This is a genomic window from Okeania sp. KiyG1, from assembly GCF_014132355.1.
In the GTDB taxonomy this organism is placed as follows: domain Bacteria; phylum Cyanobacteriota; class Cyanobacteriia; order Cyanobacteriales; family Microcoleaceae; genus Okeania.
Genome location: NZ_BLZO01000187.1, coordinates 136922 through 157472, shown reverse-complemented (window position 1 = coordinate 157472; position 20551 = coordinate 136922). Strand labels below are relative to the sequence as shown.

Annotated in this window: 20 protein-coding genes; 4 read left to right on the top strand and 16 right to left on the bottom strand. The window is 37.4% G+C overall.

Annotated features, from left to right (window positions below; translation table 11 throughout):
• Positions 1 to 138 precede the first annotated feature (138 nt).
• A complete protein-coding gene (locus tag SAGCYANO_RS41805) occupies positions 139 to 525 on the bottom strand; it encodes a hypothetical protein (protein ID WP_202225402.1) in 387 nt (128 codons plus the stop codon).
• Positions 526 to 527: 2 nt separating this feature from the next.
• Positions 528 to 698, bottom strand: a complete 171-nt coding sequence (locus SAGCYANO_RS46930) for a hypothetical protein (protein WP_237397214.1) — start codon at positions 696 to 698, stop codon at positions 528 to 530.
• Positions 699 to 854: 156 nt separating this feature from the next.
• On the opposite strand from SAGCYANO_RS46930, the gene SAGCYANO_RS41800 reads away from it, so the two are divergent.
• Positions 855 to 1973, top strand: a complete 1119-nt coding sequence (locus SAGCYANO_RS41800) for a protein arginine N-methyltransferase (protein WP_237397213.1) — start codon at positions 855 to 857, stop codon at positions 1971 to 1973.
• Between the two features lie 20 nt (positions 1974 to 1993).
• The gene (locus SAGCYANO_RS41795) at positions 1994 to 3310 is read left to right on the top strand and encodes a tetratricopeptide repeat protein (protein WP_237397212.1); all 1317 of its coding nucleotides are present in this window, start codon (positions 1994 to 1996) and stop codon (positions 3308 to 3310) included.
• A 185-nt stretch (positions 3311 to 3495) separates the two neighbouring features.
• On the opposite strand, the gene SAGCYANO_RS41790 is transcribed toward SAGCYANO_RS41795, so the two are convergent.
• The 13 genes from SAGCYANO_RS41790 to SAGCYANO_RS46920 all read right to left on the bottom strand — a co-directional run bounded on the left by SAGCYANO_RS41790 (position 3496) and on the right by SAGCYANO_RS46920 (position 17460).
• Complete coding sequence (locus SAGCYANO_RS41790; protein ID WP_202225400.1) at positions 3496 to 5076, bottom strand: discoidin domain-containing protein; 1581 nt, start codon at positions 5074 to 5076, stop codon at positions 3496 to 3498.
• A gap of 149 nt (positions 5077 to 5225) precedes the next feature.
• Entirely contained in the window at positions 5226 to 6383 is a 1158-nt protein-coding gene (locus SAGCYANO_RS46925) for an FkbM family methyltransferase (protein WP_237397211.1), read from the bottom strand.
• A gap of 137 nt (positions 6384 to 6520) precedes the next feature.
• Positions 6521 to 7234: an FkbM family methyltransferase gene (locus SAGCYANO_RS41780; RefSeq protein WP_375340096.1), complete on the bottom strand. Its 714-nt coding sequence runs from the start codon at positions 7232 to 7234 to the stop codon at positions 6521 to 6523.
• Positions 7189 to 7920: a discoidin domain-containing protein gene (locus SAGCYANO_RS41775; RefSeq protein WP_202225398.1), complete on the bottom strand. Its 732-nt coding sequence runs from the start codon at positions 7918 to 7920 to the stop codon at positions 7189 to 7191. The genes SAGCYANO_RS41780 and SAGCYANO_RS41775 overlap by 46 nt, the downstream gene beginning before the upstream one ends.
• A gap of 45 nt (positions 7921 to 7965) precedes the next feature.
• Positions 7966 to 8667: a hypothetical protein gene (locus tag SAGCYANO_RS41770; protein WP_202225397.1), complete on the bottom strand. Its 702-nt coding sequence runs from the start codon at positions 8665 to 8667 to the stop codon at positions 7966 to 7968.
• A 119-nt stretch (positions 8668 to 8786) separates the two neighbouring features.
• Positions 8787 to 10094, bottom strand: a complete 1308-nt coding sequence (locus tag SAGCYANO_RS41765) for a discoidin domain-containing protein (RefSeq protein WP_202225396.1) — start codon at positions 10092 to 10094, stop codon at positions 8787 to 8789.
• A gap of 11 nt (positions 10095 to 10105) precedes the next feature.
• Positions 10106 to 10255: a hypothetical protein gene (locus SAGCYANO_RS41760; protein ID WP_202225395.1), complete on the bottom strand. Its 150-nt coding sequence runs from the start codon at positions 10253 to 10255 to the stop codon at positions 10106 to 10108.
• A 119-nt stretch (positions 10256 to 10374) separates the two neighbouring features.
• Positions 10375 to 11019 carry a discoidin domain-containing protein gene (locus SAGCYANO_RS41755; RefSeq protein WP_202225394.1) on the bottom strand — a complete coding sequence of 215 codons (645 nt, stop codon included), beginning with the start codon at positions 11017 to 11019 and terminating at the stop codon, positions 10375 to 10377.
• A gap of 21 nt (positions 11020 to 11040) precedes the next feature.
• Positions 11041 to 13029 (bottom strand): LamG domain-containing protein, encoded by a 1989-nt coding sequence (locus SAGCYANO_RS41750; RefSeq protein ID WP_202225393.1) that lies wholly within the window; start codon positions 13027 to 13029, stop codon positions 11041 to 11043.
• 346 nt (positions 13030 to 13375) lie between these two features.
• Positions 13376 to 15178 (bottom strand): tetratricopeptide repeat protein, encoded by a 1803-nt coding sequence (locus tag SAGCYANO_RS41745; protein ID WP_202225392.1) that lies wholly within the window; start codon positions 15176 to 15178, stop codon positions 13376 to 13378.
• A gap of 365 nt (positions 15179 to 15543) precedes the next feature.
• Positions 15544 to 16167: a hypothetical protein gene (locus tag SAGCYANO_RS41740; RefSeq protein WP_237397210.1), complete on the bottom strand. Its 624-nt coding sequence runs from the start codon at positions 16165 to 16167 to the stop codon at positions 15544 to 15546.
• Between the two features lie 495 nt (positions 16168 to 16662).
• Positions 16663 to 16872 (bottom strand): hypothetical protein, encoded by a 210-nt coding sequence (locus SAGCYANO_RS41735; protein WP_202225391.1) that lies wholly within the window; start codon positions 16870 to 16872, stop codon positions 16663 to 16665.
• A gap of 327 nt (positions 16873 to 17199) precedes the next feature.
• Positions 17200 to 17460 carry a hypothetical protein gene (locus SAGCYANO_RS46920; protein ID WP_237397209.1) on the bottom strand — a complete coding sequence of 87 codons (261 nt, stop codon included), beginning with the start codon at positions 17458 to 17460 and terminating at the stop codon, positions 17200 to 17202.
• 890 nt (positions 17461 to 18350) lie between these two features.
• Between SAGCYANO_RS46920 and SAGCYANO_RS41720 the strand changes: the two genes are divergently transcribed.
• Positions 18351 to 18587, top strand: a complete 237-nt coding sequence (locus SAGCYANO_RS41720) for a hypothetical protein (protein WP_202225388.1) — start codon at positions 18351 to 18353, stop codon at positions 18585 to 18587.
• A 247-nt stretch (positions 18588 to 18834) separates the two neighbouring features.
• On the opposite strand, the gene SAGCYANO_RS41715 is transcribed toward SAGCYANO_RS41720, so the two are convergent.
• A complete protein-coding gene (locus SAGCYANO_RS41715) occupies positions 18835 to 20133 on the bottom strand; it encodes a glycoside hydrolase family 10 protein (RefSeq protein WP_237397208.1) in 1299 nt (432 codons plus the stop codon).
• Between the two features lie 252 nt (positions 20134 to 20385).
• On the opposite strand from SAGCYANO_RS41715, the gene SAGCYANO_RS48700 reads away from it, so the two are divergent.
• A complete protein-coding gene (locus tag SAGCYANO_RS48700; protein WP_255502897.1) occupies positions 20386 to 20508 on the top strand; it encodes a hypothetical protein in 123 nt (40 codons plus the stop codon).
• Positions 20509 to 20551: the final 43 nt, after the last annotated feature.

Sequence of the window (20551 nt, the reverse complement as noted above, 5' to 3'; positions counted from 1 at the left end):
TGGTTGGGTTGTTATGGGTAATGAGGGTATGAGTGCTGGTCAGTTGTTGAAGCAGGCTAATCAGTTGAAGAGGGCGGAGCAAGTTCGGCAGCTACATTGCTCTTTAGTTTGTAGCTGCAAAATATTGATTTAGGATCTTTATCTGCCTAAACCTCCCACACTCTCTATCTCCTGGCTTGCCCTTGATAAGGGTTCCAAGGGAGAAATGATGGGATCGAGGCGACAATAACACAGGATTATTGCTTTTTTCGAGCTATCGTCCCCACCAGGAAGGTACTCTTCTACTCTACTTATTACCCAGTCTCCTTCTCTAACGTGGGTAGAACTTCCAGGGAATTTGGGGTCGATGAATTCTTCTACTTGCAAAAATTGTCTGAGGCGATCGCCTATTTTAGGCTTTGCTCCTGTGCTGGTGTAATCCCATTGTTCGTCTAAAATGTCTGTTAAGCCACCCATTGGTAGTTTGCGATTTTCCCATCCGGGTTGGTCTGGTTCAGCAATAAAGATTATCCATGTTTCACTCATTTTTATTTTTCCTCCGTGAAAGTTGTTTGTTCACCTTCAAAAATACAATCGACTTTGAGTATTTTGTCTTTTGTTTCTTCTATTCTAATTAGTTTCCACCCGTTCAACTTTGCCATTTTTTTACATTGTTCTTTATTGGTGGCAGAGTGACGATTTTCCTCTTTTTTAGTCATGTATAGAGCTAATTTTTTCTATTAACTTTCTATCATATAGCATTTTAAAATTTTAGTAAATTAAAAATAATGGAAGTTAAAGACTATGCCCTATTCTCTATTCCTGAAATAAGAAAGTTTCTTTGACTGAGATGAAACGGTAATTTTTGGGATAGAATGATGTTTTTGAGTAGATTTATTGGTTGGGTTGTTATGGGTAATGAAGGTACGAGTGCTGGCCAGTTTTTGAAGCAGGCTAATCAGTTGAAGAGAGCGGGGAGATTGGATGAGGCGATCGCTCTTTATCATCAGGCTATTGAAATTAATCCGAATTTTGCTTGGTTATATTCTAATTTAGGTGATGCTTTTGTTAAACAGGGAAAGTTGGATGAGGCGATCGCTTGCTATTTAGAAAGTTTAAAAATCAACCCTAACTCAGCTTTATATTTGTATAGCTTGGGGAGCGTTTTTACACAAAAAGGAGATTTAGAAGTTGCTGTTGAGTATTTACAAAAGGCTGTTGAGACTCAACCAAATATTAGGAAACTACAGAGAAGCTTAAGTCAAGTATTGGCAGAAAGAGATAGGTTGCTTGGGAAAAACTATCTAAGTCTTATTGACGAAAAATATAGCATTCAAAATAATAAAGCTTCAAGAAAAGAACGATGCTTGTTTATTGATTGTGGGGGATATGACGGATGTTCTGCTATCAAGTTTTTAATGACCCACTTAAACTATGATTGTATTACTTTTGAACCTAACCCCGATCTATGGGATTACTATAAAGAACTCCCAACAAAGTTAATCAAAAAAGCAGTTTTCACATACGATGGCCAAATTGAATTTACGGTCGATCCTCTAGATGGTGATGGTAGTTCGTTATTGAAAGACAAAAAAATTGATTTTTATGGAAAGGTCAGTAATGCAGATTGTCCTGTACTGACTATTGATTGTATTGATTTATCTGCCTTTATTTCTCAAGTATCCCAAATCTATTCTAATATTATCTTAAAGTTGGACGTAGAAGGTGCAGAATATGACATCCTTGAAAAGATGCTGCAAGAAAGAACTGTTCGTTACCTTGATAAACTATACTGCGAGTTTCATTGGCGGAAAGTGAATATTCCTAAGAAAAGGCATGATAGATTAACCACCCAACTTCAAAATTTGATTGAAATTGAAGAGTGGGACAGTCAAGATATGGGTATTCATGGAAAAGCAAGCGATTACAAGACGATAAGAGAAAATGTTTTAAAATCAATTCAGGTAAATAGAAAGCTATTAGGTTCTGCTTGAGGCGGAAGATTGCAGTATGTTTGTGGTGTCAACATAAGTGGCAACTACCAAATTATGGTAATTTAGCTCGATTTAAGGAGTATTTTATGAACTCTGATAGAATAGCAAATAACTACACTAACACGGAGGAAAGAAATATGAATGGTGATAGACTTTTAAAACAGGCAAATCAGTTGAAGCGAGCTGCGAAGTTGGATGAGGCGATCGCTTGCTACAGAAAGGCAATAGAAATTAATCCTCAATTTAGTTGGGCTTACTTTTATTTAGGAGAAGCTTTAGCTAGCCAAGGAAAAGCTGATGCTGCAGTTGAGGCGTATCATCGAGCGATAGAGATTAACCCAAACTCTGCCTGGTTTTACTACAATCTAGGAGAGGTGCTAGCTGAGAAAAAACAGCTAGACCAAGCTATGGATTATTACCAGAAAGCTTATCAAATTAGTCCAGATTTATTAGGAGGCGATAAGAAAAAGCCACGGAATTTTAGAACAGCAGATCCAATTAATAAAGAACCATACTCCGTTTTATTTTTCACAGCAGCTAACCAACCTTACGAACATTTTGCCCCCCTATATATTTTCTTTACTCTTTACCACAATCATAATGCGTGGGTTGAAATTTGCTTAGAAGATAGCGATAGATTTATAGAGGAAAACAGGGATTGTATTAAGTTTTTAAACGAAATTTTTCCCAATCGTTTTCATTTAAGAAGCACTAACAATTTCACCAACACTTTGCCACACTCGGTTCGATTCATTGAAACTCCGGTCAAGTACAAGTGCGATTATGTTTATATAGGGGATATAGACATTTTGATTTTAGAAGAAAATATAGGAAAACAACATATTAAGAACATTAAATGTAACAATTTACCCTTTAGCAATGTAATTAGATCTCATACGCTTTCCAACGAAATACCACACTTGACAGGACTACACTTTGCACGTTGGGATGTTCAGTATCCTTTACCAGACGTTTCTGATTTGCCAGTTCTCACAATGAACGACGAGCAGTTATTGTACACTATAATGAGCAGAAAAGGCATAATGGTTCCTGAAAGTGCTTCTTACCGTCCAGTTCACGGTATTCATATTAGCCCTCATAGAAACCCTTTTGGTATATTCAAAGATCGTGGAGAAGGGGTTAGACCTGGATGGGGGATAAGTCCTTCTTTCTTGGAAAAATTTGTAGAAATTACAAAAAGTAGAGAGTTTCAAGAACTTTATCATAAATTGCCAATACAAGCCAAAAATTATTTAACTTTAATGGATAACATAACTCATAAAAATTACTATCAGTTTGCTAATTTTGTCCAAAAGCATCTAGCTGTTGGAAAATAACAGTTACAGAAAACTTAAATACAAGGTAGCAAAGTAAATTAGCTCTTGAGGCTTACCGCAATCAAGGTTTCTCAGTGTCTCACAATTGAAAGTGAAAATGGGCAGATAGGTAAGCTCTACTCAACTTTGCCAAACTCATCTACCAAACCTCGCAAAGGTATCAGATGAAAATTGTTTAGAAAGACTTACATAATAATCAGCAAGCTCTTTGTTTTGAATTTTTTACTTATATTAAGATAAACTAAACTTTTTCTCTCATCCGTCATTTCATTATCATTACTATCAAGGTATGCAATTAATTCCTGGGCAACATTCTCCCAGTCTGTGTCATTGCTGAATCTATGAGCATTGCCAGCAAATTCTGCACACTTTGAAAAACTACTGCTGGATGATGTAAGTATCTTGATAGCAGCAGACATGATAATAAGATCGAAAGTTGCTACCTGAGTTTCACTAAGAGATTGCGTAAGCTCAGATGTTATATAAAAATTAAATTCATTACTGTATTGATTAACACGTTTTACAATTATTTGACTTGATTCCTGGCACTCAGAACACAGAACAACATCTTTAAAACCACAATCTAGGATTAATCTAACAGCAGTTGCAATTGGCAGAAACCGTCCAAATATCGCCGACATATCCCGATCTAAAAGTTTAATGTTATCATACAGAAGTCTATCAATAATATCTCCTCGCCTTATGTGTACTACGACATAAGGCTTACCATGTATTTGCTTTTCAAAATTTTTAATGCTATTAACAATAGACTCATGCCAGTTTAATTGTTTCCAGTATTCTTTGACTTTTTTATAGACTTGCTTATATTGAATGCCATAGGGGAGAATTGCCCAAGGTTCATCGTAAGTCAGGAATTCACACTGGGAAAAATTTTCAATGTCATTTTGATTTAAAATAAAAAAGTATCCTTTCCGCTTAAACCCATTTTTAAGGTTACTCAACGATCTTGTATTTAATTTGGAAAATTCTTCTTCACTTAGTATATGAGCATCAATATCTTTGAATACTTTTCCCCCATCAAAAATCTCTGCAATACTGTCAGCTTGAAGGATATTTGAAGAGTAATACCTGCTCTTAATGCTCGGCCAAGTTATATACAGATTGCAACCAAAGTATTGGCACGCATATCTAGCTGACAAAACAGACATTAATCTTGTGCCTATTCCATCAATCCGTCGCGAGATAATCATTTTAATAATAGGAGGAGAGGAGGGTAGACTAGCTTGACTATAAAAGTTTGCAGCTAGAGTCGCTTCATCTTGATTAGGTGTCAACTCTGAAGCATCTGCTCTGAAGGGAATGCCATAGATTTCGACTTCATCTAAATGAAAATGCTCATTTTCCCGCAATTGTAATTTCACATAACGTGCTAACCGGTTTTGACCATCTACTATAAGAGGTTTCCCATCAATGCCACCAAATAGGTTCTCTTGAGGATTGGAATAACATAACTCCCAATTCATTGCATCTTGGGACAATAAGATATTCAAGGCCGAGGCACGTTTTTCAAAATCAAGGCGATTATAAATTTTAATCTCAGAAAGCTGATACATTCCTTGCAAGTCAATCTGCCACCAAGGCTGATTTTCTTTACAAGTGGAAAAACCAAATTTTCCATTTTTCTTGCCATTACATGCACCATGAGGATCGTAACCATATTTTTCTGGACTATAAATAGAACTTTGAGCCGTTGGTTTGTTTAATGCTAAGTTAACATTAGTATGTTGAAGATTATTGCCGTTCATACCTACTTATTACTTTAAACTTAATAAACATCTTACAAAATTATTCTCAGGATGTAGGAGAAAGTAGACTGTTGATTTTTTACCTAGTTTTGGCTTTACTGACTGAATAGGCGATATCGTTTTGGTGAATGTGTTTGCTACCTACAAATTTAGGAATATTGCTGATAAAAATTGTCTGATTCTTTTGTTTCATTCACAAATAATACGTCGCAATGCCTCCTTGGAACACCAGATAAAACCTCTTTAAAGCCTTTATTGTTTAAAAAAGCTTTTAACTCATCCCATAATACTCCGTCTTTATAAATATCGACTGTACTGACTTCTGTCAGAATATACTTGAAATTATGCAAAACAGATTCAGCACCTTTTAGTACCATTAATTCAGCACCTTGAACATCCAACAATAGAAAATCAAACTCACTCGCGTCTATATTAAATTCGCCATAAATTGTGCCGAGTGTTTTACCAATTAAATATACAGAATTGACCATTGTTAACCTAGGATATAACTTACCTTTAGCATCACCAAATTCAAATAAAGAGGAAGAAACAGAATTATTAGAAATATTAAACTTATACTCTTTACCATCAGTATCTGTTACCAAGGCATTAATTGCTTTTTGGCTTGGATACTTAGCAATCTTTTTTTGTAGGAATTGAAACACTTTAGGTAAAGCTTCAATCCATATTACTGACTTGTTATGAGTTGCATAAAATTCAGCCTCTTGACCTTTATGGGCTCCGACATGAATAATGCCCTGGGATGATTTTAAGGCAATTTGCTTAATTTGTTCGGGAGATGGACAGAATGACAAACTGGTGGCTTGAGCATAAAAGTTGGAAGATAGAGTCTCCTCATCTTGACTACATTTGAAATCCGAGCCATTAGCTTTTAAAGGAATACCATAGATTTCCACTTCATCCAGATGAAGATATTCATTTTCCCGCAATTGTAATTTCACATAACGTGCTAGTCGGTTTTGACCATCTACTATAAGAGATTTCCCATTAGTGCCACCAAATATATTTTCTTGAGGATTTGAGTAACATAATTCCCAATTGAGGGCATCTTGAGACAAAAATACATTTAACGTCGAGGCACGTTCCTGGCAACAATCCATACGATTATAAATCTCGATCTCAGAAATGTGATAGGTTCCTTGCAAGTCAATTTGCCACCAAGGTTGATTTTCTTTCATAGTACAAAAGCTAAATGCTTTTGTTTTCTCTCCGTTACAGCCTCCTTGAGGATCGTAACCATATTTATCGGGTTGATAAATGGAACTTTGAGCTGTTGGTTTATTCAAGGCTAAGTTTATCTTAGTAATATTGGGGTTTGAGTTAAGATTGATGCCATCTTTGCTAATATCTGAAAAAGTAGAATTTGAGCTGGCTGGAGGTGAAGCTGAGTCAGGATTAATTTCATTTATTATTACTGCATCATTTACTTTTTTTTTGCTAATTTACCAGTATCAAGACTCACTTTATCAACGAATTTACAGTTGTGATAGGTGCAAAAATACTCTAATACTTGTTGATAGTGACTGAGAGGAATTTCAGGATTCAAAGTTTGAAGAATATCCAAGTTATAGTACCAGTCATCAAACCTGCACTGTATACGCTGGTAGCCGTGGCTAGAAAGAAGTTGAAAAATAGCTAATCGCTTATCAGCAACATGGTTATGTTCAATGCAAGCCAAAGCAGGACGGTATTTAGATAAATTGAAAGATTCCAAAACATCAAGCTCTGCACCTTCTACATCTAAGCTTAGAAAGTCAAAATTTTCAGGAAATTTGTAAAGATTTAAAATATCTTCTGGACATGCTGTTATAACCTTAATAGTGCCCTTTTGAGAAATAAAATTTTCTCTGGCTGAAGCGTGACTATCAGTTGATAAAAAATCTGAAATTGTTCCCAAAGTAGCATGAGGTACAAATTCTACTATTTGACCTGATTGCTTATAAAAAGCATACGGAAGAGTTATAGCAGTGCGGTTTACACAAAGTCTTTGAAAAAAATCTGGATTAGGCTCTACACAAATACCAGACCAAGAAAAGTTTTTTTCTAAGCAAAAAGTATTATTGAGTCCCACTCCATCCGTAGAGCCTATTTCTAGAAAAACGCCCTTTGCTTGCCTTTGGTCATCATAACGCACCATTTGTCTTGACGCAATTGGCCTCTATAATTAACAAAATTATTTGAGGGGTCTAGGGAAAAGCGAAGTAAACTTACTTCACTACCACTATAAAAATTAGCAGATAGAGTTGCTTCATCCTGATTATGGTCTGGCTCTGAACCATCAGTTTCGACAGGAATGCCATAGATTTCTACTTGATTGAGATGAAGGTAATCGTTTTCTCGCAATTGTAACCGCACAAACCGTGCGACCTGATGTTGCACATTTACTGTGAGAGGTTTCCCATCAATACTGCCAAATATATTTTCTTGAGGATTTGAGTAACATAATTCCCAATTTAGCGCATCTTGAGACAACAACACATTTAATGTCGAGGCACGTTCCTGACAACAATCTATGCGGTTATAAATCTTGACCTCAGAAATATGGCAGGTTCGTTGCAAGTCAATCTGCCACCAAGGTCGATCTTCTTTCGTAGTACAAAAGCCGAACGATCCTGTTTTCTTGCCATTACACGCACCATGAGGGTCGTAACCATGTTTTTCAGGTTGATAAACCGAACTTTGAGCCGTTGGTTTGTTTAACGCTAAGTTAGTATTAGTATTTTGATTGATGTTCATGTTGCCTATGTTTGTTTTTTTAGTAGGTTTGATTTGGTGGTCGTTATCTGAATCAAAATCCAACACATTTGTTGGATACTCAAGCATAAGTTTTCGCTGCAATTCAGTGTTTTGCCAGTTGCTGCTTAAGATTTATGATTTATAAACACCCTGTCGATCGACAACTCTTACGATCTGGGAAATGTTTGGGTTATACTTGATTGAAAACTCATTTTCAAAAGAATAAACTGTATTTAAACTCTTTGAAATTAATGCAATGGCAGGACAAAAAGTTCCATTACTAACTACTAATTTTCTTGCTTTAAGCAAATACTCTATATCTGACTTTAGATCGCTACTAATTTCCTGTACCTGGGAGCAACGTTGCCTGCAAAAATCAATTAGTGGATCGATGATGGGATTTGATTTGTCTTCAAAAACCAACGAAATTGAATGCCAGCTCTGAAGTTCTATTATCTTTGCATAAAAGGAAAACGGTGGTTGACCATAACCTAAGTGTACGTTATTTTTGAAAATGTCGCCAGAACGTATGTGTATTACTAAATCTTGCTCGCCTAATGGTTCAGAGTGTTGAAAATTAAATGCTCCTGCCCCTATTAAATCAATCATGTTTAGATAATGTTCTGGAGTGGTTTTAGACAGCGGAGCCAAAGTTTTGTAATCACAAAACACCCCTTCTAATACTATTTTTTCCCTAAAAAAATTAGGCTGATTGAGATTGAAGATTAGTATTCCTGATGGTGTAGTTAATTCACCTTCTTTTATATACCAAAATTGTGGTAAATATATTCTATCTACTCCTATTGATTTAGCAATATGGTATGCATGAGACAATTGCCGTATACTATTACCAAATCTTCCGGATCTTTCAATACTTATTGCCGTAATATCATGTATAAGGTGTTCTTTGTTCAATTGGTCAAGGTTTACAAACCGAAGTAATTTTAACATATCTAAATTGTTTTTTTAGATAATTTAGATTTTGGGTTGCAAACTAAGCTTTTCATTGATGAAAAACTCAATCCAGTTTGTATTGCAAACTGCTTCTCTAATTCTAAGTTGTCTAGTAAGTCACCATAAAAGTTAGCAGACAGGGTAGTTTCATCTTGATTAAATTTGAAGTTTGAACCTTTTGCTGAGAAAGGAATACCATATATTTCCACTTCATCCAGATGAAAATACTCATTATCTCGTAACTGCAATCGTATATAACGTGCCAACCGATTTTGACCATTTACTATAAGAGGTTTCCCATCAATCCCACCAAATAGGTTATCTTGAGGATTTGAGTAACATAATTCCCAATTTAGCGCATCTTGAGACAACAACACATTTAATGTCGAGGCACGTTCCTGACAAGAATCCATGCGATTATAAATCTTGATCTCATAAATCTCATAGTTTCGTTGCAAGTCAATCTGCCACCAAGGTCGATCTTCTTTCATAGTACAAAAGCCAAATGCTCTTGTTTTCTTGCCATTACACGCACCATGAGGGTCGTAACCATGTTTTTCAGCTCCGTAAATCGAACTTTGAACCGTTGGTTTGTTTAGTGCTAAGTTAGTATTGGCATTTTGATCGATGTTTATGCTGCCTATGTTTGTTTTTTTAGTAGGTTTGATTTGCTGGTCGTTATCTGAATCAAAATCCAACACATTTGTTGGATACTCAAGCATAAGTTTTCGCTGCAATTCAGTGTTTTGCCAGTTGCTGCTTAAGATTTCTGATTTATAAACACCCTGTCGATCGACAACTCTTACGATCTGGGAAATGTTTGGGTTATACTTGATTGAAAACTCATTTTCAAAAGAATAAACTGTATTTAAACTCTTGGAAATTAATGCAATGGCAGGACAAAAAGTTCCATTACTAACTACTAATTTTCTGGCTCTGAGCAAATACTCTATATCTGACTTTAGATCGCCACTAATTTCCTGCACCTGGGAGCAACGTCGCCTGCAAAAATCAATTAGTGGATCGATGATGGGATTTGATTTGTCTTCAAAAACCAACGAAATTGAATGCCAGCTCTGAAGTTCTATTATCTTTGCATAAAAGGAAAACGGTGGTTGACCATAACCTAAGTGTACGTTATTTTTGAAAATGTCGCCAGAACGTATGTGTATTACCAAATCTTGCTCGCCTAATGGTTCAGAGTGTTGAAAATTAAATGCTCCTGCCCCTATTAAATCAATCATGTTTAGATAATGTTCTGGAGTGGTTTTAGACAGCGGAGCCAAAGTTTTGTGATTAAAAAACATCCCTTCTAATACTATTTTTTCCCTAAAAAATTAGGCTGATTGAGATTGACGATTAGTATTCCTGATGGTGTAGTTAATTCACCTTCTTTTATATACCAAAATTGTGGTAAATATATTCTATCTACTCCTATTGATTTAGCAATATGGTATGCATGAGACAATTGCCGTATACTATTACCAAATCTTCCGGCTCTTTCAATACTTATTGCCGTAATGTCACAGATCAGGCGCTCTTTGTTCAGTTGGTCAAAATCTACAAACCGAAGTAACTTTAATACCTTTAATTTGTTTTTTTAGATAATTTAGATTTTGGGTTGCCAACTAAACTCTTCATTGATAAAAAACTTAATCCAGTTTGTACTGCAAACCGCTTCTCTAATTCTAAGTCATCTAGTAAGTCACCATAAAAGTTAGCAGACAGAGTAGTTTCATCTTGATTAAATTTGAAGTTTGAACCTTTTGCTGAGAAAGGAATACCATAGATTTCCACTTCATCCAGATGAAAATACTCATTATCTCGTAACTGCAATCGTATATAACGTGCTAATCTGTTTTTACCATTTACTATAAGAGGTTTCCCATCAATGCCACCAAATATATTTTCTTGAGGATTTGAGTAACATAATTCCCAATTTAGCGCATCTTGAGACAACAATACATTTAATGTTGAGGCGCGTTCCTGACAAGAATCTATGCGATTATAAATCTCTATCTCAGAAATCTCATAGTTTCCTTGTAAGTCAATTTGCCACCAAGGCTTATTTTCTTTCAGAGTACAAAAGCCAAATTCTCCTGTTTTTTGACCGTTACAAGCACCATGAGGATTGTAACCATATTTTTCGGGTTGATAAACTGAACTCTGGGCCGTTGGTTTGTTTAATGCTCGGTTGAGATTAGATTCTTGTTGAAAATTTAGGATATTCATGCTTGTTTTTTGAATTATTAATTAAATAAAACCAAGGTTTTTCCAGGTTGCTTTGTGAATGAGGCCGTCATAACATAAGTTAATATCAATTAGCTGATTTCCTTCACCTGAATCAAATTTCCAATACCCAATTAAACCCTCTTCATTCCCTCGAAGATTCTCATTCATTTGAGCTACAATCTCCTCATTGCTCAAAGCTTTGCGCCAAATACGAAGATCGCACATTTGAGCATTAGCAAACTGACTATGTTGCGCATTGGTCATCAACAAAATAGGAACTTCTGTCTCTGTTGCTTTTCTCTTTTGCGGAGTGTCGATTTCGGCCATTAGTGACCCATTAAAGTAAATTTTTAGGAACTCACCTATTTTTCGTACACAGGCAATGTGTGTCCAGGAGCTTAATTTTAGAACATTTTTAGGATTCCAATTTAACACCACAAGTTCATTTTCAGAAGTGTAATAAAACTGACCTACTTTGGTACTTTTTATCCGGAGACAGAACTCATTTCTATGGTCGTCTAGCTGCTTTGATATAATATTAGTCCATGTCGTAGGCCATTCCTTGAGATTTAGCCAAAATTCAACTGTTAAGTCACCTGTTAATGATAAGCCTTTCTGATGCGGAATTTCCACATAGGCTTGATTATTAGGCGCAAAGTCTAAAGCATATTTTTTTGTTGTTGTAACTAGGTTAGGATGTTCCTTAATATTAAAATATCGATTTCTAACTTCTCTGTGAACACAACTGATATTTAACTCTGTTTTAAATAGCACATAAGACAGCCAAAGCTGATCTCTATAAGCATGATATGTCTCCATATAATCCCACCAAAGCTCCCCTATTATTCTGCATGACTCCCTGTTCTTTCTCAAAAGAAAGTTGGTTTCCTGAAGACCAAAATTCTTGGGAAAGCACTGTCTTTCAAGCTTGGCTTTAACTTCATCAAGAATAGATTGTCCAGTTTTAACAATTACTCTGGGTTGTTGTAACTCTTCATAGATACAGCTTCTTTTAGGATGCTTTGTCACAATAAAATCCTCATCTGGAAGATTTTTTAAAAAATCATTTAGCTTTCTTTTGACAGTGAAGTTACTATCAATCCAAAGTGTAACATCATAATTAGGCAAGTGTAGATGGGGACGAGCTTTAATCTCTCTTGCATAGGCAACTTTAGAGTCTAGTCTAATTTTTTCAGTGTCAACATAAATATGTTTCCAACCCGGACATTCAAAATTAGGGTTGTCTGAAAAATAATAAGCATCCCAACCTTCTGTTAGCTCAGGTTCGAGAGGAATAGGTCGATCGTAACCCCCTATATTGGCTGTGTATATAGCTCTTTTTTTGCTTTTTGCGTATGTATAAAAAGAGGGAATTTCTTCTAAATTTTGAAACACATTAAGATAGTCTTCCACGATGGAATTTATAGATGTTTGATCCCTAATAGACTTCATAATATCAACAGCACGATTCCACTCTTCTTTTTGGAAAGTAGTTTTGACTTTCTCAATCGTTTTTAAAACTGACTCCAGATTCAAATCATCAATATAATAAGGGTAATCCTCACCGAGTAACTCCATTTCATTAGTTTTTGAAGAAATCACAGGAGCAGAAAAAACACTTGCCGTTGATATCTTAGTTAAAGCAGGAAACTCTTTTTGTTCTTCAAGTGGCCTCACAACATATTGAACATTATAGTTACTCATTTTACTTTTAAGAGTATCATCAAAATTCGTTGAAGTTACCTCATAAAAATCTATTCCTGGAATTTCCCCATAGAGAAAACCCTTTGGCTGGACTCCAAAATAACCTATTTTTACTGTATTCGTATCGTTAGGTTTAAACTTTTCTAGAGTAATATCCCAATGATGATAAATTGTTTTGCACTTGTCAGGATGTTTGAATAGGTTTTTATAAAAATCTAGGGAACTTTTTGTTGTAAAAATTCCGAACTCTACGCCTTTAAAAATTTGTATTTTAGGATTTATATATTTTGAGTTACAGTCTACCATATCAAGATAGACCTTATTATTATTTTTAATTATTGGAATAAGCACGTTATAGTCATAAATCTTTAAAAAAAGCATATGTTTGTTGTAAAGATTGACTGCTTTCGAGTAGGGAATCATTTGTAAGTTTAAATATTTTTTAATCGTTCATATACTTGCTCTCCTCTCAATCTAGTTGTTCCCCAGTTGTGAAATTTGTCCATGTATACAATATAAAACTCACTGGTGTCAATGTAATCCTTGTAATCCTTATATTGGTGTTTTGTCCATTTCACAAATGGATTTTTTCGCATTTGTCTACCAATTTTAATGGAATTTGGTTGAATATTTAAAACGTACAAGCAATACATTAAACTAAACTGATCTCTTTCTGCTCCAGATAAATACTCATCCCACCATAACTCATTAAGATCTTGAATTTTTGAAGTATTTTTCTAAAAATAAATCCGTTTTCAAACAAACCATTATTTTGGGGATAGTTAATAGATTCATATTTTAACCGCACCTTTGAGCAGATTTCCGAATCTACATTTCTAAGTTCTGACTGCTCACAAAAATCAATTTCATCGTAAACGCAGTTTCTTTCGCTATGTTTATATAGTGCAATATCATTTTCTTCCATGCACTGATTAACCATTTTATAAACATCACTTTCTTTGAGTGTAAAACTCGAATCTATATAGACACTAATGTCATGTGTAGGTAAGTATTTATGAGGTAAAATTTTTGCTAACCTCGAAGCACGCCTCGGATTTTCTGCTAATTCGTTAATGTGAATAACATTCCAGATTTCTGACTTAATATGTGTGTTATCTGTAAACAGAATATATTCAACTCTAGGGTCTACAGCTAGTGGCTCTTTGATAGACTCATAATTACCAAAGTTACAGGTGTAAACAATAATCTTCTTATTTTTAAGATTCGGGTATAGGTTTTCAGCATCCTCAAACTTTACCGCCGGTTGCAAGATTCTATTCAGTTGTAGAACAGTTTCAGTCGCCTCCGGTTGAAGTTTGAGCGCACCTTGATAAGACTCAATGGCTTCATCAAAACGCCCCAACTCCTCGAGGGCTTTTCCCAAATTGTGGTAAAGTTGATAAGAATTTTGGTTCTGAGCGATCGCCCTCTGATAAACCTCAACCGCCTCATCCTTCTTCCCCAACTCCCGCAAAACGTCCCCCAACTGCTGCCAAACCACAGCAGACCCAGGATGCAACTCCACCGCCTTCCGCAACTCAACTTCCGCCTCCCGCCACCTACCCAACTGCATCAACCCATACCCCAACTGATGCCTAACCACAGCAGACTTAGGATTAACCTCCACCACCAACCGATACTCAACAACAGCCTCCTCCCATCTACCCAACTGCCCCAAAGCATACCCCAAATGATGCCTCACCTCAGCGCCAGCAAAACCCAAACTAATCGCTCGCCCATACTCAACAACAGCCTCTTCCCATCTACCCAACTGCCCCAAAGCCTGACCCAAACCAAACAAAACCTCACCAGACTCCCCAGACAAAACCACCGCCTGACGATAAAATTCCACCGCCTCCGACCATTGCCCCAACTTACCCAAAGCCTCAGCCAAACCCAAACAACAATCAACCCCACCGGGACTCATCTCCCAACTCCGACGATAAAACTCCAGCGCCTCAGACCATTGCTCCTGCCCAGACTTAGCCGCCCCCAAATAATAATAAGCTTCTGTCTGTAGGGACGTTCCATGGAACTTACCCACATTTGGATACAACATATTTACCACTTTGTCAAGACACTGCTCTGCCTCCGACCATTGCCCCAACTTCAGCAACACCGCTCCCAAACCAAGATAAAACTCCGGCACATCGGTCTTCTGCTCCACTGCCCGACGAAAATAACCCACAGCCTCCTGAAATTGACCTTCACCCCGTAACAAAACTCCTAACTTGTAGAGAGACCAGGAAGCTTGAGGATTTATGGCCACAGCCTGACGAAAAGCAGCGATCGCCTCTTCTATCCGCCCCACCTTAACTAAAGCCTCCCCCAAATTATGATGACCATAGGAAAAACCAGGATTAAGAGCGATCGCCTCACGGTAAGCAGCTACAGCATCATCGAGCTTGCCCTCCCGTAACAATTGATTAGCAGTTTTGAAATTAGTTTGAACCATATTCAAGAATTTAGAATTTAGAATTTAGAATTTAGAATTCAAGAATTTAGAATTACCCCTTCTTATAAGGGTAAGAGGATTGGTTAAAAGGATTTTTTTTCTTCTCTTGGTCAATCCTATCCGTTTTCAAGGAGAGGTAATTATTAATTATTAAAAGCTGTAGGGGCGAATGGCCATTCGCCCTTACACACTGTATGCCCCTACACATTTTATAAAGATCGACGGAATTATATTACTCCGATTTCTCGGGAACCGTAGTCAAAGGATTTGATATTAGAAGGGGAATTTCAACCCAAGCTTTTAGATGTAGCGCGTTATTTGAACTATCCGCGCTGACTGCTAGTAGCTGATAGCTAGTTAATTCTTCAGCGACCTGAATATAATCGCACCAAAGCAATACCAGTAACAACAGCTACAAACAACCATGTCACTAACAGACCTATTACTTCACTAATAAATAGACCGATCGCCCTATAAATAAATCCACCCACTGCCCAACCAAGGGATAAACCTACAGCCCAAGCAATAATATTAGTAATTATCCACCATTCTTCCCAATAAATTTGCTTCCTGAGTACAAACCATTGGCCTAATCCTAAAATTGCCCCCACAATAGCTCCATTAATCAACCCATGAAATAGCCTGACTAAAATTTGTTCTGTTCGCGGGGCCACCCAACCTAATGCTCCTAAACTACTGGCCCCGATTAATAACCATGTCACAATATTTACTACAACCCACCATCTACTTCGGAAGATATAATTTCTCAGCACTAACCATTGGGCCAATCCGATGATGCCACCGCCGATCACTCCCGAAAAAGCACCAATATAAGGTCTAACACCTATTTCTACAAATATTAAACTGACCAAAAAGCCAACAACGGTGAAAAATACCCACTGCAACCAAAAACCCCAGCCGATAGTTTTGGATTTAGTATGGGATGGATAATAGTATGGTTTATTGACTACTCCCCGGAGGTCAGTCACGGGGATTCTAAGTTGATACTACGCAACAGGATAAATCCATGTTGCTTCGTTTTTTCGAGCGCTGACCAAAGATACACTCTCTGGGGACAAGTCAAAGTGCCCCTACACAGTCGGCTTAAGTTTAACCCTAGCTTTCTGCTTACTTTTGCGATGATATTTGCAGCGACCTTACAGTCTGCATTCACAAAACAATTATTACCACTCCTATACAAACCACGCTTCTTGATGCAGTCGCTCATGGGGGGAACCCCCAAGACCGCGCTGCATCGCTTTATTCTTTTTCCTGACGGTTTCCAATCATTGGGTTTCTCACCATAATTAGGTAGATCGTCACCATCTAAAAATGAAGGGGCGAATGGCCATTCGCCCCTACAAGTATAACTTTCCTCAGTTTCTATAAATACAATTCCATACTCTTCAGATAATTGAGCTATTCTTTCTTTGAGTCTAGCTGTCGGAATTGGTACAAACTCAGAATTACTTTTTTTCCTAATTCTATTTGATTTTTCTGACCTTTATTCCAACCAAAACAATTGTACCAATAGATTTTTTTAAGCAATGGTTAATGACTATTCTGGCTGCTTTATTTATACCGTTACGCATTTGGCGGTTACGCTTTTCTGTAATTGTAGCTAGTTTATTTGACCAAAATCCAGTCGGTTGATTTTCTTTAAGAGTTGATACTTGTTTGTTGTACCAACCCACCCCTTTAGTTCCCCTCCCGGGAGGGGATAGGGGTGGGTGTTTCCCATCTACAACCCGCGCTTGTACCTACATTCGATACACAGGTCAACCAATTATTTAAACCATGGTCTATTCCTAATACATTTTCTTGATTTTATTGGGGTTTAATTACCACTTCTTTTTCATAGATAAATTCCCAATAAAAACATTTGTTTCTCGGTAATAGCCTCAGTTCTTTGAGAGTAGAGAATTCTAGATTACTAGGCATGGGAATTAAAAAGCAATCCAAACCAAACCAGGGCTTACAAGTATTCCCTAATGGTACTCTGATTTGATTACCTTTAAGTTTTAATGCATGAATTGGGTAACTAACTGTAGCCATTCCCCTTTTTTTCTGTAGTTAGGAATCCTTGGTCTGTCTGAGATTTTTCCTTGACTATAGGCAATAATAAGACCATAATAAGAGCGAAATGATTCAGCTACTGTTCTCAATATTTGTTGTGCTGAAGAGCGAATATAAAACTTTGTAATGATAGTTGTGTTTATAGACTTTTTCCAAGTCATATTTGCCCATGCCAATCCTGGCTTTAAAATATAATTGCCGACCATAATATATGCCCATGTTAGTGAGTTTGTGAGACTGTTCGCACAAGAATGTTAAAATGGGAATTAATTCAGGATTTTTACCTACTAAAACTTGCTGACAACAGTACATTTGAAACGGGCAGACCGAAAAGTTATTACAGATAATAATAGCACAGGACAACTAAAGTTGTCTAGTCTAAACGACTCCCTTGTTTTCATCCACCGGTTAAAACACGGGGGCCTTCAACGTCGCTTTTCGATAATGGACACAAATTTTCGGGAGTTGATCAAAATGTTGGCAGCAGACCCGCGTTCTCCCGTAGGGGAGCGTCGGGATGAATGCCAATCAATGTTGCGGTTTTACAGATAATCTGTTAACATACAAATATTGCTCTGGCCAAAAACCAAGGTTAAGATTACTGTAACTGTTCAATCAAGTCGCCGAGGGGCACTCGGAGAAGTTAAACGGACACGGAGGAAGTGTTAGAGGAGTAATAGTTGACTAAAAACCTCTATAAGCCTTTTCAAGGCTTATTATATGTAGTTATGTAGCATTAATTGGGTTCGTCGAAAGCTCAATCAATTCTTTGACAAAAACTATTAAATAAAGTATAATCTCCTATGGCTAGTAACTTGTTTAACAAGCGAACGCTCCCGCCCGGCCAAGAACTAAAATTTATCCAAAGATAAATGGTCTGATGTTAAGCGACATTAAATAATGGACTGTGAGACGCCACAGTGCGGGGAACGAGTAGGCTACGGGCCTCCAAACCTTAAAAAAACTATGCGTCTTGTTGCTTGACAACAAGACTTTGCGGGCAACAGCCATCACTTTAACTGGTGATGCTATACAGATTCAAGGTATATAGCTTTGAGTAGGTTAAATGTTGCACTAGCTTTGCCAGCATTTTCCAGTGAGGTGTCAACCCGCCCTGAGTCATTTCAGTAGGGGCAAACGGCCGTTCGCCCCTACAGTCTGTTCGAGTGATGGATGGGAATCCCTGGCTGTACCGTCAGGTCAGCGTCGGGAGGATGTCAAAAACAAAAGATTAAGTAGAGTGTGTGATGTTACGGTTACTATTGCTGGAATAATGGTCGGTTTTACACCTCACGCACCGCGTTCTGTGGGATGGTGCGTTACATTTCATTAACGCACCCTACTGGACTAACTCTATTTCTGGAATAATGGTCGGTTTTACACCTCGCGCACCACGTTCTGTGGGACGGTGCGTTACATTTCATTAACGCACCCTACTGGACTGACTGAAAGCTGAGTGCTGTTTGCAGAGCATTCCGGTACGGAAAATACTGATAGCTATCTAAATTTGTTGGGTTTCCTGCGTCAACCCAACCTACGGTCTACCCCCCTACTCCCCCACTCCCTCACTCCCCACTCCCCTACTCCCCTCTAGGGCGAGATACGGAGGTCGGAAACATTTGCTTGAAACGAGTCCGCCGCTCTTGGGGTGAATTTGGAGTCATATAACCCCACAAGGTTTCCCAATAGAAAAAAGATACTCCTGCAAAGTGGCGATCGCGTACTGCTTTTACTTGTTGTTGAATTTGCTCTATTTTTATGGGTGTTTTCGTGGTACCTGTGAGAATACCTATACTGAAAGGAATTTTACTTTTGGCCAATTTTACCTCTGGTTGTTCCAATTCTGCTAAAAATGAAGGTAAATTATTTCGATACACTTGCAAAACAAATTCGTCTACTATACCTCGCTTTATCCAAGTTGGCCAGTCTTGCAGATATAATTTATAAGCAAAGTCATCAGGATTAGAAGACAAGGATACAATACAATTAGGTTTTACTGCTTTGACAGCTTTATAAAGTCTTTCCATTAAAGCGGTTATTTGATTTGCCCGCCACTGCATCCATTCTGGGTCTGTAAAATCTTCTGGTGGCATTTTACCTTGATGTTGTTCCCTGTAGAGGCGGACTGTAATTGGATCGTAGCCTAATTGTACTGGCATGGCAAAGCGATCGTCTATTTGAATTCCATCGACATCGTATGTTTTGACAACCTCTAATACCAGGTCGATAAAAAATTTTTGTACTTGGGGGTGAATGGGGTTAAGCCAAACATTATTGATAGAGAGAGACTGTTTTAGTATTGTTAATAAGGACTGTTCATCTGATTCTGGGAGCAGGTCTTTAAGTTCTAATTCAAATATGTCTTCGGAAAAATTTCTATTTTTGTCAAGACTGGTTGTCACCCAGTGGGGATGGCGTTTGACTAACAGAGAATTTATTGGTGCCATGAAACCATATTCAAACCAAGGGATGACTCGTAAACCTTGGCGGTGCGACTGTGTAAATATTTCTCTGAGTACATCTCCACCAAGGCGAAATGTGGCAAGGGTAGGGTCTTGAGGTTGACCTGTAACTTTTCGAGCAAGGTCACTGGGATAAAATGTGTTACCTCTATTCCAGGTTACGGGATAAACAGTGTTGAAGTTGAGTTGAGAAAGTTGACGGAGAGCGCGGTTTATTCCCCAGGGAGCGAATAATACGGTACTACTAACATTAGTTATCCAGACTCCACGCACCTCTTTTTTTTCAGGTATAGCTTTTGCAGTGACTAATTTTGGTGAGCTTACTATTGCGTATAGGGAAATAGAAAGAAAAGCGATCGCTACTCCTATTCCTAGCCAGATTTTTAATTGTTTGAATTGATGATTAATTTTATTCATTATTAGGGAGTAGGGAGTAGGGAGTAGGGAGTAGGTGGCAATAATTTATGATTTCTGTACGACAATTAATTTTATTTTTGATTATTGGAGATGTTTCAAGAATTTAGAATTTAGAATTTAGAATTTAGAATTACCTCTCCTTGAAAAGAAGTGAGTAGGGTGTCGTTAGCGACAGCGTAAGGCACCTCTACCCCTATTAGACATCTCCTCCAAAAAAGGGAGTAGGAAGTAGGGAGCAGGGAGAAAAAATTTATGAATAACAGTGGGATAATTTATTTTATTTTTGATTATTGGAGATGTCTCATGGGAAAAATGGTGCGTGATACTCCACTTCGTTCCGCTCACACACCCTACTACTGTTTAACAATTAGTTAGTTGCTCATATCTCTAGTAAATAAATCTTTTCTAATTAGGAAAA